The organism is Cryobacterium sp. Hh11 (assembly GCF_004404045.1).
Classification (GTDB): Bacteria; Actinomycetota; Actinomycetes; order Actinomycetales; family Microbacteriaceae; genus Cryobacterium; species Cryobacterium levicorallinum.
In genome coordinates this window covers 13,233-28,906 of sequence record NZ_SOHF01000025.1, presented here as the reverse complement: position 1 = coordinate 28,906, position 15,674 = coordinate 13,233, and the positions used below count along the sequence as shown (strand labels likewise).

Genomic DNA, 15,674 nt, shown 5'->3' with positions numbered 1-15,674 from the left:
CCCTGCCAGCGGGACTAGTCTCACTCCATGGACGACAACGTCTCGTGGCTGTTCGAGAAGCAAGACGTGCAACGTCCGCGCCTCTGCTCGCAATGCGGGGACGCCATGGAGGTTGCCTGGCACGGTGACGGCTATGACTACGGCTGCACGAATCTCGGCTGCACGCAGCTCTACTTCGGGCCGCCCTATTCCGAGGCCGAGCTGGCCAGCGATGCTCCGCTCGAGCTGAGCCCGCCCAATTGCCCCCGCTGCCTGATGCGCATGGGGGCTGTTTCCGACGGAGAGACGTGGCAATTCGTTTGTCTCCAAAACGGATGCGACGGCATCTGGCCGCCCCGCGACTCCCGTTAGCGGCCTCTCCCGCTGACCGCCCCGCCCCCGCGCTGGTCGAGACGCGAGCCCCTGTTCGCTGGTCGTTTCGCAAGAAACGAACGATCGAGACCTTTCGTCCGGGATCTCGATCGCTCGTAAGCTCGCGCTTCGATCGGCGAGTCGGATGCCCCCAGTTCGCGCACGAATAGCGAGCAACCCTCACAATCCGCTACCCTCGACACGTTAGGACCATCACGCATCCAGCGCTGAATGCACACTGCCCCGACCACAGGGAGAACAATGTCATCCACCGCTCAGCTGCGGCGCGCGCCGACTGTCACGAGCGGCGTCCGTGCCGACATCCAGGGGCTCCGTGCGCTCGCCGTCGTGGCCGTCATTTTCGACCATATCTGGGCGTGGCCATCCGGCGGCTTCGTGGGCGTCGATGTCTTCTTCGTCATCAGCGGCTTTCTCATAACCGGACTCCTGCTGCGTGAGCATGAGCGCACCAACCACATCTCGTTCACCGTCTTCTATCAGCGCCGCATCAAGCGCATTATCCCGGCAGCGACGCTCGTCTTACTGGTCACCGTGGGTACGGCACTCCTCCTGTTCAACCGGGGCCGGTTCTACCAGACCTTCTGGGATGCGATCTGGGCGTTCTTCTCCACCGCGAACTGGCACTTCGCAGCCACCGGCACCGACTACTTCCTGGCGGATGGCCCCGTTTCCCCCCTGCAGCACTACTGGTCGCTCTCCGTCGAGGAGCAGTTCTACTTCGTCTGGCCGTGGCTGATGCTGGCCGTCTTGATTCTCGCCGCCAAGGTAGGAGTCAACCGTCGACGCCTGGTTACCGGCCTCGTCATGGCCATCATCATCGGCGCGTCCTTCGTCTGGGCCATGTTCGACACGCAGGCCAACCCGACCCTGTCCTATTTCTCCACCCTCAGCCGGGCCTGGGAACTCGGCGTCGGCGCGCTCATCGCCATCACGGCGCCGTGGTGGTCACAGTTGCCGGCCCGAATGCGTCCCGTTCTCGCGTGGGTGGGCTTGCTCGGCATCATCGTCTCCATCTTCGTCATCAACGGCACCATGCCCTTCCCCGCGCCGTGGGCGGTGCTCCCCGTCGTCGCCACGGCCCTCGTTCTTGCAGCCGGAATAGGAGGCGAACAACGTTTCCTCTTTCCGCTGACGAACCGGGTCAGCGGCTACCTCGGCAACATCTCCTACTCCCTGTACCTCTGGCACTTCCCGGTCATCATCTTCGCCGGCACCCTGATCCGGCCATCGTCGCCGGTGTACTCCGTTGTCGTTGTCGCGGCCATCGCGGTGCTGTCGGCGCTCGCCTACAACCTGGTTGAGCTGCCCCTGCACAAATCACCGTGGCTGGGCGGCAAGATGAGTCGCCATCGCCGCCGATCCGAGTGGTTGGCCTGGCGGCGACAGTACGCCCCGGCCATGAAACGCAACGGGCTGGCCGGTGCCTCGCTCCTGGCCTTGGGCGTCGTCGTCCTCGCCATTCTCCCGTCGCTGTCACCCAACCCCGCAGCCGGCTACGTTCCGCCGGCTCCCACGACGGGCCCCTCCACCTCTCCGCAGGCCGATGCCGTGCAGGCGCAGCTCTCCGCGGCGTTATCGGCGTCAACCTGGCCCGAATTCAACCCGCCGATCGTCAATTTGGCCGATCAGCGAGTGCCGCAATGGACCGAAAACGGATGCCTGAACGTCACGGCCCGCAATTTCGATCTGTGTTCCTACGGCGCATCCGCTCCCACCCGCACCGCGGTCGTCATGGGCGATTCCATCGCAACCAGCTGGCTTCCGGCCGTGATCTCGGCGCTGGAACCCCTCGGCTATTCGGTTCAGGCACTCACCAAGGAGAGCTGCCCCATTGCCAGAACGGATGTCTTCGACCCGGCCGCCCGAGACACAGTGTTTACCGAGTGCGCATCATTCACCGACTGGGCGCAGCATAAGGTGCAGCAGCTCGACCCGGACCTGATCATCCTCTCGGATTCTTTTCTCTCCATCAAACGACTTGCGTCTCAGGCTGAAGGGCCGGACGCGGAATCCGAGTGGACCGCTGCCTACGCGGCCGCGCTCGCCGAGCTGCCTGCCCGCGCGTCAAAGGTCAGCCTGATGCCGCCGCCCGGTGCCCAGAATTTGCAGTCCTGCTACACCCCCTTGTCTCAACCGGGTGATTGCATCCGTTCGATTCAGGATGACTTCAATCTTCTCCTCCGTGCCGAAACGAGCGCCGCAACTACGGCAGGCACCACTTTCATCAACACCCAGCCCTGGTTTTGTATTGACGCTCTGTGCCCCGCCTTTGTCGGCACATCAGCCGTGTACGCCGACTCCGGTCATCTCACCGCGACCTACAGCGAAAGCATCGGTGCAGTGCTCCAGGAAAAACTACTCTCCATCAAAATCGCTCCGCCGAGCCCCTAAGGTCGCGCGTCGGCTGCAACCGGCTCAACTCACTGCTCGACGGTTAGGGGAAAGGGGTCAGGGTGCAAAATCTGCCCCGGGGTGGCGCGAGCGTGCGGCTCGCCAGAAGAAGTTCAGCGAGCTGGAAGCGCGGAGCCCTAGGCTTCGCCAGGTGGACAGTACAAGAATGCGCTCGGCCGCGATCGATGGCTTGCGCGTTATCGGCATTGTGGCCATCGTGGCTGGGCACGTCTGGTCGGACCAGAGCAATGACATCGCCCGCATGGGTCTCTACACCTGGCACGTTCCCGTGTTCTTCTTTCTCAGCGGATACCTCTGGGCCAACGAACGCACGCTGGGCGTCGAATTCAGCAAGCGGGTACGCACTCTGCTCGTGCCCTACGTCGCGTGGCTGCTCGCTATCGGCGCCGTCTACGGCACGTACCTCTGGGCAAACGGGCAGGCTCTGCACGTAGGTAACGTGTTGCTCGGCGGTTCCTACATGGGCGCACCATTCTTCGCCTTCTGGTTCGTTACCGCGCTCTTCGGCGCCTGCCTGTTGCTTCGTGCACTGCAGCGCTTTCCCGTCTGGCTACCCTGGGCGGTTGCCGTTGCCGGGTTGACCGTCGCCTACCTCGCCCCCGACGCGTTGACCGCCGTCCCCTTCTCGCTGGGCGTTGCCGTGCCCGCCATGATCTTCATCCTCGCGGGCATTTCCTTTCGCCGGATCGCCCCGCGGCTCAGGTCGAGGGGCTGGGTTTCAGTGGCCCTCCTGGCCGGCTCAGCAGCCCTCATCGTCACCGGCCTCTCGCAGCCACTAGACATGAAGCAGGGTGATTTTGGCACTCCTGTCGTGAGCGTCGTGGTTGCCAGCGCCATCTCTGCAGGTCTCGTCCTCTTATTTCAAAGGGTGTTTGCTTCCATCAGGCCACGGGTTGCCGGAGCTGTTACGCGGGCGGCCACCGTCGGGCTCGCGGTTGTGCTGACCCACAGTGCATTCATTTTGTTGTTGAGCAAGATCCCGGTCTATATGCCCCCGGTCGCGCACTTCGTCATTGTTCTCGTGGTGGCATGGTCACTCGCGTACCTCCTCAGTCAGACGCCGCTCGGTAGCGTATTCACCGGTGCTGCCGCGACTCCCGCTCGACGACCGAGCGACAGTTAAGTGCGGCTTGCCACCCGGACCCGCAGTGGCGCGACAGCGACAGCAGGGAGGAGCCAGAGTTGACGATCTCATTGCTCGAGGTCACCACGATGCCGTGTGGCTTCACGACTGACTACTTGCCCAGCAGCTCCGATAACTCGGCGAGCGTTTCACGTCCGAGCGCCTGAACGACGTCATCATGGTTGGCCCAAGGCCCTGTCTGCTCGGTCAGTACATTGACAAGTGCTCGCACCCGTCGGCGGCTTCGTTGGCTCAGCCCGATCAGCGCCTCGCGGGCATCATCCATACAGGCGAGAAGCACCACTGCGTCTTCAGCGTGTCTGCCTCGATCTCGGGAGTCTTCCAGATAGGCAGCTCCTTTGAGTACCAGCGCACCACGGACAGTCGGGATGACGAGCCTGACCGTGTCCGCTTCGGTCAATACATCAATGTTGATTGTCTGCTGCAGTGCGCGGGTCCCTCCGGGGATTCCGAACAGCGGGCGGCCGTCGTAGCGGGGGCGGTTCCACGTGGATTGACGGTCTGAGCACATGAGGTCCACGCGATCTGGTCCTCGATCGAAACGATATGCGTGTTTGGTTGTTGCATCCAGGACGTAGCCAGCTCCCTGCAAACGTGTGGCTGCCTGGGCAAAAGTGATCGCCCGGGTTTCGAGGTGAAGGGCAGAGTCCACGTCTACAGTCGTGCGCGGGGCCGGCAGCCCAGCCAGCTCAGCATGAAGTTTCACCATGAGGCCACCAACGAGTGTCCATAAGCCCTGCGGAAGCAGGCGCGCGAGCTCGAAGGCCGACGGCCAGGGTGGGTCTTCCCATTGGCTCGATCGAGCGTCAATCTTGATCAGTGGGCGGTCATTCATACGGCTTCCTGGGCAGAGGTGATCCATTGGGTCGCCGCTGAGCATTCGCGCGCATCGCCGTAGGTGTAGAGAGCCAGGGCTTCAAGCACTCGGCGGTGTACCTCGTCGCCTTCAATGACAGCAATATCGCCGGAGTCATCGAGGCCCAGACGAGACCTTCTGGCCGCGCGGCTGGCGTCATGTGCGACCAATACGCCCAGTCCGCCGCCAGCGGAGAGGCCAAGCTCACTGGCCAGCACGGAAACGAAACGACTCTTGGCCTCGTCGCTTGCCGCTCGTCTCAGCGACACCCGGCCCCGAAGGACCTGGCCCGCGAGCGCGCCTACGTCCAAGCTCCGGACGCGGTGCTTCAGTCGGCTCCGTTCGGTGCTGCTCAACTCAGTTGTCTTCCCCGTGGCGAGTAGGTCAAGAGCGGCCTTCTGTACCTCGTCTGTCCAGTTGCGGCCCCGGTGCGCCGTGCGCTCAAGGGCCTGAACCTGACGCTGGGAGATTGCGTGGGAGGTGCCGTACTTCGTAGCAACTATGCGACCACTCGCGACCGCTCGCCTCACCTGCCGGGCGGTAACCCCCAGCTCCGTCGCAGCTTGAGACGTAGATAGATGCATGCAGATATGGTCCCATGTCGGACTATATCTGTCAATATTGTGTGGATTTTGCTGCGGCGGTTAATGGCGGGCACCGAGTGAAATCTCGCTGACACACGTGCGTGATTGCATGGCACCCCTGCCCCGAACTTCAGTTGCTTGCTATTAAGCGGATGCCGCACCCCGACGATACCGTCGCCTACGTCGCAGGATGCTCACGACGTGGGCATGCTTCCCCAGCTATGTACGCGCTCACCAGGTGCGCGGCGTGCCGGTCCAGGTTTTGGCGGCCGCGGTCTTAACGCGTCGTGATGCGTGGGTCGCTGTGTCGGGCGAATATTTGCGCATCGCGAAGTGGTGCGCCGGCGTCGAGCGCGGCCGTGATGGCGGCGTGTCGCATCGTGTGTGGGTGGGTTCCGGCGGGGAGGCCGGCTCGGTTGACGAGGATCTTGCAGCGGCCGTACGTGCCGCGCCGGTTCTGCGCCGTGCCGCGCTTGGTGAGCACCACGGAGCCGGTCGTCCGGTCGCTGGCGGCTGCGAGGAGCGCGCGCAGCACCGGCTCCGTGAGTGGCATTGTCGAATCCTTGTTGCCTTTACCCGTGAGTCGAAGATACACAGCTGGATTAGGGGCCGAGCAGCGCCAGTGGCACGACGGCAACGCCGTCCTGCCGGCGGTACGCGTGTGAACCGGTGTAAATGAGCACCATGTCGGTGAGGTCTTCTCCGAGTTGCTCTTTGAGCCACAGAAGGTGGCGTACGTCGCTGCTGTCTGGGGCGCCGGTCAGTTTTACTTCTACAGCGATATTGGTGCCGTCATTTCGGTGAAGCAGGAAGTCTATTTCGTGATCTCCGCGTGATGTGCGGATGTGTTGGACAACGGCTTCTGCGGCTTGCGCATAGGTCTGCAGACTGAGCGCGACGAGCGCCTCAAATAGGGCGCCCAGCGCCGTTCTGTCCTGAGGCCCGAGCATCTTGGTCCTCGCACCAGCCAAGAGCCGCGGCTCATCTAGACCGAGAAGGCGCGCGGAAAGCGCTGGGTCGGCCAGAAAATGCTTAGGGGACAAGCTCAGCCGTGCAAAGTCGTTGCCTGGATGCCACGCGGGTACTGGATCGAGGAGCCACAGCTGAGTGAGGGCATCACGATATCGCTCAGTCGTCGATCGTGCGGGAACATCGCTGCCAGAGGAGGCAGCTTGGGCAATGGTGATGCTGGTTGCCGTGGAGCCGGTCGCTGCGGCGTATGCCGCCATCCAAGACTTCAGCTGCGCCGGTTGCCTACGCAGCATCCCCTCGTCCACGACCTCGTGCTCTACGACGCGTTGGACGTAGCCGTCGAGGCGAAGACGCCGTGCGCGACCGGGCAACGATCGAATTCCCGGAAAGCCGGAGGCCACAATCTCCTGCACGTACCCTTCCAGGTCGATCTCGGTCTCGCCGCCGATTGCAGCATGACCCGTAAACAAATCGAGAACCGAGACCGTTGGTGTCTCGATATTTCGTTCGGCGAAGGACATCGGCCGCATCCGGAGACTGTCGATACGAGCGGCACCTGAATGGATTGGTGCATTTTTTGGTGCTGCGCTTCCGGTCAGGAGGAAGCGGCTGGTTCCTTGCGTGTCGTCAACGGCACGCCGAACGAGGTCCCAGACCGGCGGGTGCCGCTGCCATTCGTCGATGAGAACCGGCTGCTGGGATGTCTTGATGATGTCGGGGGACGCGCGGATGAGCTCGAGGTCGTGGAGCGCGTCCATCCGAAATATGGTCGCGACGCGACGTTCGGCGGTAGCGGTCTTGCCGACGCCTTTGGGCCCCTCGAGTGCAATTGCCGACAGCGCCGGAAACAGATCGTCCAGCTCTGTGTCGATGACTCGGCGTGAATAGCACGTCTGGTTATTCTCGCTAACACCCCCATTGATCACGGCTTTCAATCGGACACCCTTCCTGCGCTCGTAGTCCACGATACATTTTGCTCACACTTCACGCTACATTTCTATCATGTCTCGCGCTGCACTTGGAGGCGAGACGGCCCTGCCCTTTGCGAGGGAAGTGCGACTCATCGAGCTTCTCCCCGCCCGTGAGAGAACGTCGGGTACATGTCCCCACGATCAAGCGAACTCGCCAGTAACGCCGCCATGAGCTCCCAGCCAAACGCGACCCAGATGCCGAGGCCGCCGTCAGCTGCTCCCGGCGCAGTGTCCCCGCAAGGCGACAATCAAAGCGAATGCCTCAGCGACCGTTGCCACCGCCGCCAGTGTCAGAGTCCTACGGACCGCGACGGTGTAGGCCCCAAAATTGGGTCAGAGTGATGCCCAAACGCGGAGCGCCGCCCCCGGCTTCCTTTGGAAGCCAATATTCATATCCGACGACCAGTACTGAACCTGTCGTGACTGAACATGTCAGCGGGGTATCAGCGACGCCGGCGCGTGATTGGGAAAGGCGTGCCTGCCAACGTCAACTTTATATACACATTTATGATCTAAAGGTGGGAACAAACACCACAATCGCGGGTGGGTTGTTATGTCAGGCTAAAGACATTCGCTCTCTAGCATGAGGGGTGAAATCTACTTGAGGGGCACTGCATGAAATCCGACAATGAAGTCGAAACGAGAAAAGCACCTGAGCGTAAAATCCCGGACAAGGAGCTTCCGTCCGGAATCAAGAAAATCGTCGCCGCTTCGATGGCCGGAACGGTCGCCGAATGGTACGAGTTCTTTATTTACGGGACTGCAGCCACGCTCGTCTTCAGTGTTCTCTTTTTTCCGCAGACAGATAATCCGCTCGATGGAATTATCGCGGCTTTCGCCACGTACGCGGTTGGTTTTCTCGCCCGGCCCATTGGCGGTCTGGTGTTCGGATATTTCGGAGACCGCGTCGGTCGCAAGAAGCTATTGCAATTCAGCCTTCTGCTGGTCGGTGTCTCGACCTTCTTAATGGGATGTATCCCCTCGTTCGACGCGGTGGGTTATTGGGCGCCGGCGCTCCTGGTGACACTGCGCTTCATCCAAGGCTTCGCGGTCGGCGGTGAATGGGGCGGTGCAATTCTGCTGGTCGGCGAACACAGCCCCAATGGCCAGCGCGGCTATTGGTCGAGCTTCCCGCAGGCGGCCGCTTGCGTCGGCAACGTGTTGGCATCCGTTGTGCTTCTGGGCTTGAGCGCATCCATGCCCGAAGAAGCATTCCAGTCCTGGGGTTGGAGAGTCGCCTTCTGGCTGTCGGCCTTCATCGTGCTGATCGGCTATTACATTCGCCGCACTGTCGAAGACGCGCCCATCTTTCTCGAATCGGTCGCGAAGCAAAAAGAACTCGAAACCAAGGCTGCTGGACTGCGGGAAGTTCTCACGCAGTACCCCAAGCAGGTCTTCGTGGGCATGGCGGCACGATTCGGTGAGAATACGGTTTACTACGCGATCATTGTCTTCTCGATCACGTACCTCAAGGTGCACGTTGGGATGAGCACGTCAGACGTCTTGCTGATCATGTTCCTGGCCAATATTGTTCAATTCTTCGCAATGATCTTCGCGGGCAAACTCTCCGACATGCTGGGTCGGCGCCAAACCTATCTGCTCGGCGTGGTCGGCCTGCTGATCTGGGTCTTCGTCTACTTTCCGATGCTCAATACCGGCAGCTTCTGGACCGTATTCGCTGCAATCGTGATTGGTTTGAGTCTGCAGGCCTTGTGTTACGGCCCGCAGGGTGCCCTCATGGCGGAGCTGTTCCCCACCAGAATGCGGTATACCGGTGTGTCTTTCTGCTACCAGGTGACGTCAATTCTGGCCGGATCGATAGCGCCGCTCATCTGCACCGCGCTGCTCGCCACGTTCTCATCAACGATGCCGATCGTTGCCTACCTCTTCACGGCCATGCTGCTTTCCGGAGTCGCGCTCTACTTCTACAAAGAAACTCGCGGAATCTCGCTGTACGAAGTCGATGTCAAAGACGAGCAAAAGATGCTCAGTCACGCCAACGCATCAAAGTAGGCATGTCGAGCAAATATTTCGGCCCGAAACAAATTTCAGGAAGATCGGGCATTGCGCACATTCATGGTTGCGACAATGCCCGATAAGGAAAGGTAGTGGATTCAATGAGTGAACGTATTCTTGACGCGATTATTCTGGGCGCTGGTTTCGGCGGACTGGGGGCAGCTGCGCAGCTCAAGCGCAACAACATTGACAACTTCCTCATCTTGGAAAAGGGAAACCGCATTGGTGGTGTCTGGCGTGACAACACGTATCCAGGTGCCGCGTGCGACACACAATCGGTGATCTACTGCTACAGCTATTTTCTAAACCTGCGTGTGAGTCGCATGTACGCAGACGGGAGCGAACTGCTTGGCTACCTCGAGTCGCTGGCCGATGAGTTCGACGTGCGCGCGAACATCCGTTTTCAGAGCCTGGTCAGTTCGGCCACGTGGCAGGAAGAACGCCACGTTTGGCGTGTAGAAACCGCCGATCAACAAGTTTTCTATGCCAAGGTCTTTATTCCTGCCTGGGGGCAGCTCAGCGAACCATCCACTCCCACTTTTACCGATGCGCATTTGTTTCGGGGGATCTCGTTCCACTCTGCGGAGTGGGATCATGACGTAGACCTGACCGGACTGCGAGTGGGGTCAATCGGATCTGCGGCCAGCGCGGTTCAATATGTACCCGAAGTGGCCAAAGTTGCCCAGCATCTCTCCGTTTTTCAGCGATCCGCAAATTACATACTGCCCCGAAATCAGATCGTCTTCTCAGAAGAAGAGCTCGACCGATTCCAGCGTCATCCCGAATCATTCGAGCGCATTCGCGGGGAAATACACGGCCAGCGAGAAGCCGGTTTCACCCGAACGAAGCATCTCTCGGCTGACCAAAATGAAGGTGCCCTGGAGGCACGGGCACACCTTGAAGCGCAAGTCTCCGACCCTGAGCTACGACGAAACCTCACGCCGAGCTTTGAGTTCGGCTGCAAGCGCATTCTCCGAAGCGATGCCTATTACCCCGCGCTCTCGCGGGCGAATGTCAGTCTGGAAACAGCTTCCGTTGACCGTTTTACCGAGACGGGGATAGTTACCGGTGATGGCGTGCATCATGAGCTTGATGTCATCATCTACGGCACGGGATTCAAGAGTCAGGCCTTCCAGGGTGATCTCGTGGTGACGGGGCGAGACGGCGTCACCCTCGATCAGCGCTGGGGAGATAGCCCGGAAGCATACTTAGGCATGGCCGTCGACGGCTTCCCGAATATGTTCATGGTTTATGGCCCCAACACGAATCTGAACCACAACTCGATCGTGACCATGCTTGAAGCTCAGCACGAATACATCGTTCAGGTCATTACTCACCTCCGCGACGAGAACGATGACGTTTTCGACGTGAGGGTTGACGTGCTTCGGCAGTTCAACGACATGGTGCAAACTGAATTGGAAGGGTCCGCGTATTCGTCCGATTGCTCCTCCTGGTACAAGAATGCGGCTGGCAAAGTCATCAATAACTGGTGTGGAACGGTAGACGAATATCGCACCATGATTAATGAGTTCGATCTGGCTGACTACGCGGCGGTGAAGTGAGCGGATGACTGTGGCGCAGAACGACCGCAGGGCTGCAGATCCTATGGTTGCTGCCGAGGCGGCGCCTTCGATCACCGCGTTCCGGGCTAAGGGCTCGTTATCGTTCCAAGACGTTGGGGTCGAACAGGCCCGAGTCAATTATTCCGTAAGCTGCGCGGCAAACGGGCTGACAAGTCAGGCTATTGCGAAAGTCAACGACGTTCAGTTTGAACCGGACATTCCCGGGCGGCTTTACGATGCTCGCGTAGGCGAGCCCACGGGGCTGGCTCCTGCCATCTTCTTTATACACGGTGGCGGCTGGGTCATCGGTGATCTCGACACTCATGATTCGCTCTGCCGCTATTTGGCGGTTAGTACCGAGTCCATTGTTGTTTCGGTCGACTATCGACTGGCTCCGGAAGCTCCCTTCCCCGCTGCGATTGATGACTGTCGATCTGCTCTCACGTGGGTGCTCGCTCACGGAGGAAAATGGGGAATCGACATCGCTCGCGTTGTCGTCATGGGCGACAGCGGCGGGGGCCAGATGGCTGCGATCCTGGCCAACGAAAGCGGTGGCGACCGTTTCGACAACCGGTTGATTGGTCAGGTGCTCCTATACCCCGTCACGGACCTCACCATGCAGACTCCGTCGTACGAGCGAATCGTCACGGGGTTTCCGTTGACCGCGAATACCATGAACTGGTTTGCAGACCACTACGTGCCCGAGGGTGTCGACCGCTCACAAGCACAGCTCAGCCCCTTACTCAATCCAGTACCGGCGTACGGAGCGGCGGCATTTATCTGCACCGTCGATAACGACCCGCTGGCCGACGAAGGCGCAAGGTATGCGGCCAAGCTTGCCGCGGCCGGCACTGCCGTTGAGTACCTCCACCTGCCCGGCCACTCACACGGTCTCTTCACCTCGGCTGGAGTGATCGCCACAGCGAGGGAAGTCCTAAACCGTGTGAGTGCCTTCGTCAAGGCTCGTTCTACGGCCGCTATCGACGAAGTGGCGCGAGACTGACCTGAACCGTCTTGCGGCTTTGCCCTCAGCCCTCGAACTGGCTGAGGGCAAAGCCCCGATTGGTTCAGCGGATGCTGCGATCGCCCGCGTAGGCAGCCTGCACGATTTCGGTGATGGCGTTGAGATCGAGGCTGACCGGGTTGTTATCGATGAGTCGCTTGGAGTTGAGAGAAAGCTGAGCGATCTGGGCGAGGTCGCCTGACTCAACCCCCAGCTCCTTGATCGTTTCCGGCAGGTCGATACCGGCAATAAGGCGATCGACCGCTTCCACGCCGGCGATGGCAGCTGCCCGCGCATCCAGTCCGGAAATATCACACCCCAGGGCTTCGGCGACCTGGGCCAGAGCCGGTTGGATTGCTTGAAAGTTGTAACGCAACACATAGGGCAGCAATACGCCGACGCCGACGCCGTGTGGAGTATGAGTCAACGCGCCAACGGGGTACTGAATAGCGTGAGCCGCCGCCGTTCCCGCATTGCTGAGAACGACACCGCCGTACAAAGCGGCCATCATCATGTTTGCCCTGGCCTCGGTATTCGATGGGTCCCGGTAAGCGGTGAGAAGGCTGCGCCCAACGAGCTGAATTCCGCCGAGAGCAATCGAATCGCATAAGGCATTCTTGCCAACGAAAACGCGCTCCGAGGCAAGAGAACTCGTTCTCTCGCGGGTAATAGCTGTAAAGGATTCCACGAGGTGCACCAGAGCATCCGCGCCAGTCGCGGCAGTCAGCGCGGGTGGGCAGGTGTACGTGAGTTCTGGATCGCAGATAGCGGCGAACGGAATCAAATGTGGGCTCGAAATGCCCATCTTCATTCCTAATTCTGAATCGGAGACGACGGCGATGGCGGTCGCTTCGGAACCGGTCCCTGCTGTCGTCGGCAGCGCAATAACAGGCACAGTTGGGCCAGGAACAGCAAACTCACCGTAGTAATCGCGGGGCTGGCCGCCGTGTGTCAAAAGCACAGAGACGACCTTGGCCATATCAATGCAGCTGCCGCCCCCAAAACCGATGACAGAAGAAACCTGCTTCTGAGCAACCTCGGTAATCCAGTCGACACATCTGTGGATGCCCAGGAGGGGGAGCTCGGCCTCAGTATCACCGAAGACGTGCACGGTCAGTCCCCTGCTTTCAAGGCTGCTGACGAGTTCGGCGAGGTCGTGCGAACCGGCGAGACGGGCATCCGTGCAGATCAGAACGCTTTCGCCGAGGCTTGCCGCCATCTCAGCGGCGGCGAAGCGTTGCCCCGCACCTGCAACGATGTTTCGCGGCAGTCGCAGAACACCAAAAGGTGCCGAAGGTATTCCAGCTTCGTGTTGACACGACATTGTGCGTACTCCTGACATTGGGGTCATGCCCGTTCTGTGGCGAAGAATCCGCCATCACAGTGCACGACCTGGGGACCGAAAGTATGCGGCTGCGTGGCCCAAGAACGCACAAATGCCGCTCTTCATATGGTTCCAAGAACAGCGAAGAATTTGTATAGCAGCGCGCACCATTGATTGAGCACATCTATATACAAATTGAACATTCTTGGTGCTCGCGACTACTGAGGCACGACCCCACGAGTGCCAGACCGTGCAGCGCGTCAAGAAGTGGTCTGAATTGCACCCATCGTCTTCAGCCGCCACAGACGCAGCGCCACTCGTACATCCAACGATCGGCTGCCTCGGCGCCAGTCAGGGTCCAAGAGCGTGTCGATGCGGTCGAGGCGCTGACGAAGAGTGTTCGCATGCACATGGAGTTCGTTGGCCGCGGTGCCAATGGCAGATTCATTCTCAAGAAAAGTCCAGGCGGTTAACGTCAATTCGGTGCCGTGACGCGAGTCGTAATCGAAGAGGGGACCGAGCTGGGCGTGCATCAGCTGTTCCGCGAAAGCATTTTCGGTGCCACCCAACAGCATTCCAGCCGTTCCCAAAACCGCACGATCTGCTGCCTCGCCGACCCGGGCAAGAGCATGAAGGGCGCGCAGTACGGCGTGCGCTTCAGAATGAGCCGCGGCCAACCTGCCGAAGCCAGTCACAGGACCCGACGAGCCCACCGTTGCCGTGATGAGCTGGCGTTTCAGGATCGTCACTATCGATCGCCCATCATCACCGGAGGCTTCATTTGCGGTCTGTTTAGAGGCCCAGCGGCCCACGGGCTCAACTACACACAGGTGACCCTCGTGCAGTGCAATGATGCCTGGCGTGTCTTCCGCAGCACGCCGCAAGAGGGCGAGTGATTTCTGGCGGTCATTGTCAGCGACGCTAATCACCCTGACCATCAGGGGAGTGGTGTCAGACAAGCCGAACCTTCCCGCCCGCCGGGTCAGCGCGGCCGTTTCTTCCGCTCGAGGCGAGAGCAGGTCGTCTATGAGCTCAAGTTGTAACCGAAGTTCGGCATCGACCAGTGTGCGCCCAAACAGCATTGAAACGCTGAGCACCAAGGCACCTCGTTCGAGCATCGCCAATTGGGTGGCGCCGAATTCTCCAGCCACGATGAGAGACGCCAAGTGCTGATCTCCGGCGATGGCGGACATGACCAGGTATTGCGCGCCGTCAATCGTAAATGGTACGGGTATGGCCGTCGCTGCGGATTGCTCTGCGGCTCGGAGGGCCGTCGGAAAGCCAAAATCCTGGCGCGATTGGGACGCAGATAGAGGTCCTCCCAGTGGATCAACAACAAAAACCTCACTACCGAGCGATTCAGCTAACAGATCCACCAGGCGCGGCATGCTCTCCGCAGCCACGAGAGTTTCTGTCAAGCGCCGATTCAGCGCAGCGATCTCTTCCAGACCACGTACGTGGGCGATGTTCTCCTGCTGCGCACTGTCGCGCTGGGCCAAGGCCTCCGCCATCTCGCTAAAGTGGCGCGCATTCTCGAGAGCAACCGCCGCGTGGGTTCCAATCGACTCCATCAGGGACACATCGTCACTGCTGAAATTGTGCGGCTGCCGGTCCGCGACCAGCAGCGCGCCAATTACTTTTCCTTCAACGCGAAGTGGTACGCCCATGATGGCCCGCACCCCCTCGGCAGCCACCGCAGTGTCGCTATCGAGAAAATGAGATATTGAATCGTCGGTCAGGTAGTCCGCAGTCTGTGCCGGTGACTCTCCCGTGGCCACGGCTCCGAGAACTCCGCCGCCGAGCGGCATTCGGATGTTTCGAAACAACGTCGTCGTAGCGCCGTCGGTGACACGTACGAAGGACTTGCCGGACACATAGTCATTCAGGCTCAAGTAGGCCACATCACTGCCGATCAGCGACCGTGTGCGCCTCACGATGGCTTTCAGAATTGCCTCGACATCGCGTATCCCTGTCAAATCCGTGGCCGTGTTGTACAAGACGCGCAGGAGCTGTTCTCTGCGATGTGCCTCCTGAAGCTGAGAATTCAACCGGCGAACAGCACCTGCGGTCAATTCGTTAATTGCTCCGTCGCGCAGCGATGCCGCCAAGTGAGACTCAAGCGAGGTGGCAGAAATTCCCCTGTCCAACAAAGCCAAAAGGTGCCCGGTGCCGGTCGAGCTGACCTGCCGAGGCGCGACAGCGTCAGACGGCAGGGAAGAACGCTGGTCACTCAGTCGGCCGAGGTCTTCTTCGTGCAGGCTTTCGTTGTCTCCCATTGGCTCATGCTAACTGTCTGCGTTCCCGGGCCGAAGCTCCTTGGTTCACCGTGGGTACACAAACAGTCGACTTCCTTCATCGAATGGGGTGAGTTCGGCACACCCGTGCTCAGCGTCTTGATTGCCGGCGCTATTTCTGCTGTTCTCGTACTCCTGCTGGAACGCGTGTTTGCTTTCGTCAC

At 60.2% G+C, this 15,674-nt stretch carries 12 protein-coding genes; 6 read left to right on the top strand and 6 right to left on the bottom strand.

Annotated features, from left to right (window positions below; genetic code table 11):
* The first annotated feature begins 27 nt into the window (after window positions 1–27).
* The 3 genes from E3T46_RS11265 (at window position 28) to E3T46_RS11255 (ending at window position 3,907) form a co-directional block, all read left to right on the top strand.
* The gene (locus tag E3T46_RS11265; RefSeq protein WP_134442927.1) at window positions 28–351 is read left to right on the top strand and encodes a hypothetical protein; all 324 of its coding nucleotides are present in this window, start codon (window positions 28–30) and stop codon (window positions 349–351) included.
* Window positions 352–612: 261 nt separating this feature from the next.
* The gene (locus E3T46_RS11260) at window positions 613–2,763 is read left to right on the top strand and encodes an acyltransferase family protein (protein ID WP_166790255.1); all 2,151 of its coding nucleotides are present in this window, start codon (window positions 613–615) and stop codon (window positions 2,761–2,763) included.
* A 151-nt stretch (window positions 2,764–2,914) separates the two neighbouring features.
* Window positions 2,915–3,907: an acyltransferase family protein gene (locus E3T46_RS11255; protein ID WP_166790254.1), complete on the top strand. Its 993-nt coding sequence runs from the start codon at window positions 2,915–2,917 to the stop codon at window positions 3,905–3,907.
* Between the two features lie 112 nt (window positions 3,908–4,019).
* On the opposite strand, the gene E3T46_RS11250 is transcribed toward E3T46_RS11255, so the two are convergent.
* The 4 genes from E3T46_RS11250 to E3T46_RS11235 all read right to left on the bottom strand — a co-directional run bounded on the left by E3T46_RS11250 (window position 4,020) and on the right by E3T46_RS11235 (window position 7,305).
* Window positions 4,020–4,763 carry a hypothetical protein gene (locus E3T46_RS11250; protein ID WP_134578627.1) on the bottom strand — a complete coding sequence of 248 codons (744 nt, stop codon included), beginning with the start codon at window positions 4,761–4,763 and terminating at the stop codon, window positions 4,020–4,022.
* Window positions 4,760–5,053, bottom strand: coding sequence for a hypothetical protein (locus E3T46_RS11245; protein ID WP_134471473.1), 294 nt, complete (start codon window positions 5,051–5,053; stop codon window positions 4,760–4,762). The genes E3T46_RS11250 and E3T46_RS11245 overlap by 4 nt, the downstream gene beginning before the upstream one ends.
* A gap of 592 nt (window positions 5,054–5,645) precedes the next feature.
* Window positions 5,646–5,963, bottom strand: a complete 318-nt coding sequence (locus E3T46_RS11240) for a tyrosine-type recombinase/integrase (protein WP_277870968.1) — start codon at window positions 5,961–5,963, stop codon at window positions 5,646–5,648.
* Window positions 5,964–5,970: 7 nt separating this feature from the next.
* Window positions 5,971–7,305, bottom strand: a complete 1,335-nt coding sequence (locus E3T46_RS11235; protein WP_241978804.1) for a DUF4143 domain-containing protein — start codon at window positions 7,303–7,305, stop codon at window positions 5,971–5,973.
* Between the two features lie 621 nt (window positions 7,306–7,926).
* Between E3T46_RS11235 and E3T46_RS11230 the strand changes: the two genes are divergently transcribed.
* The 3 genes from E3T46_RS11230 to E3T46_RS11220 all read left to right on the top strand — a co-directional run bounded on the left by E3T46_RS11230 (window position 7,927) and on the right by E3T46_RS11220 (window position 11,892).
* On the top strand, window positions 7,927–9,324 hold the full coding sequence (locus E3T46_RS11230; RefSeq protein ID WP_134471471.1) for an MFS transporter: 1,398 nt from the start codon (window positions 7,927–7,929) through the stop codon (window positions 9,322–9,324).
* A 104-nt stretch (window positions 9,325–9,428) separates the two neighbouring features.
* A complete protein-coding gene (locus E3T46_RS11225) occupies window positions 9,429–10,889 on the top strand; it encodes an NAD(P)/FAD-dependent oxidoreductase (RefSeq protein ID WP_134471470.1) in 1,461 nt (486 codons plus the stop codon).
* Window positions 10,890–10,899: 10 nt separating this feature from the next.
* Window positions 10,900–11,892 (top strand): alpha/beta hydrolase, encoded by a 993-nt coding sequence (locus E3T46_RS11220; protein WP_241978010.1) that lies wholly within the window; start codon window positions 10,900–10,902, stop codon window positions 11,890–11,892.
* Between the two features lie 64 nt (window positions 11,893–11,956).
* On the opposite strand, the gene E3T46_RS11215 is transcribed toward E3T46_RS11220, so the two are convergent.
* Both E3T46_RS11215 and E3T46_RS11210 read right to left on the bottom strand, forming a co-directional pair.
* A complete protein-coding gene (locus E3T46_RS11215) occupies window positions 11,957–13,243 on the bottom strand; it encodes an iron-containing alcohol dehydrogenase (RefSeq protein WP_241980658.1) in 1,287 nt (428 codons plus the stop codon).
* Between the two features lie 233 nt (window positions 13,244–13,476).
* Window positions 13,477–15,492: a GAF domain-containing protein gene (locus tag E3T46_RS11210; RefSeq protein ID WP_134471469.1), complete on the bottom strand. Its 2,016-nt coding sequence runs from the start codon at window positions 15,490–15,492 to the stop codon at window positions 13,477–13,479.
* Window positions 15,493–15,674: the final 182 nt, after the last annotated feature.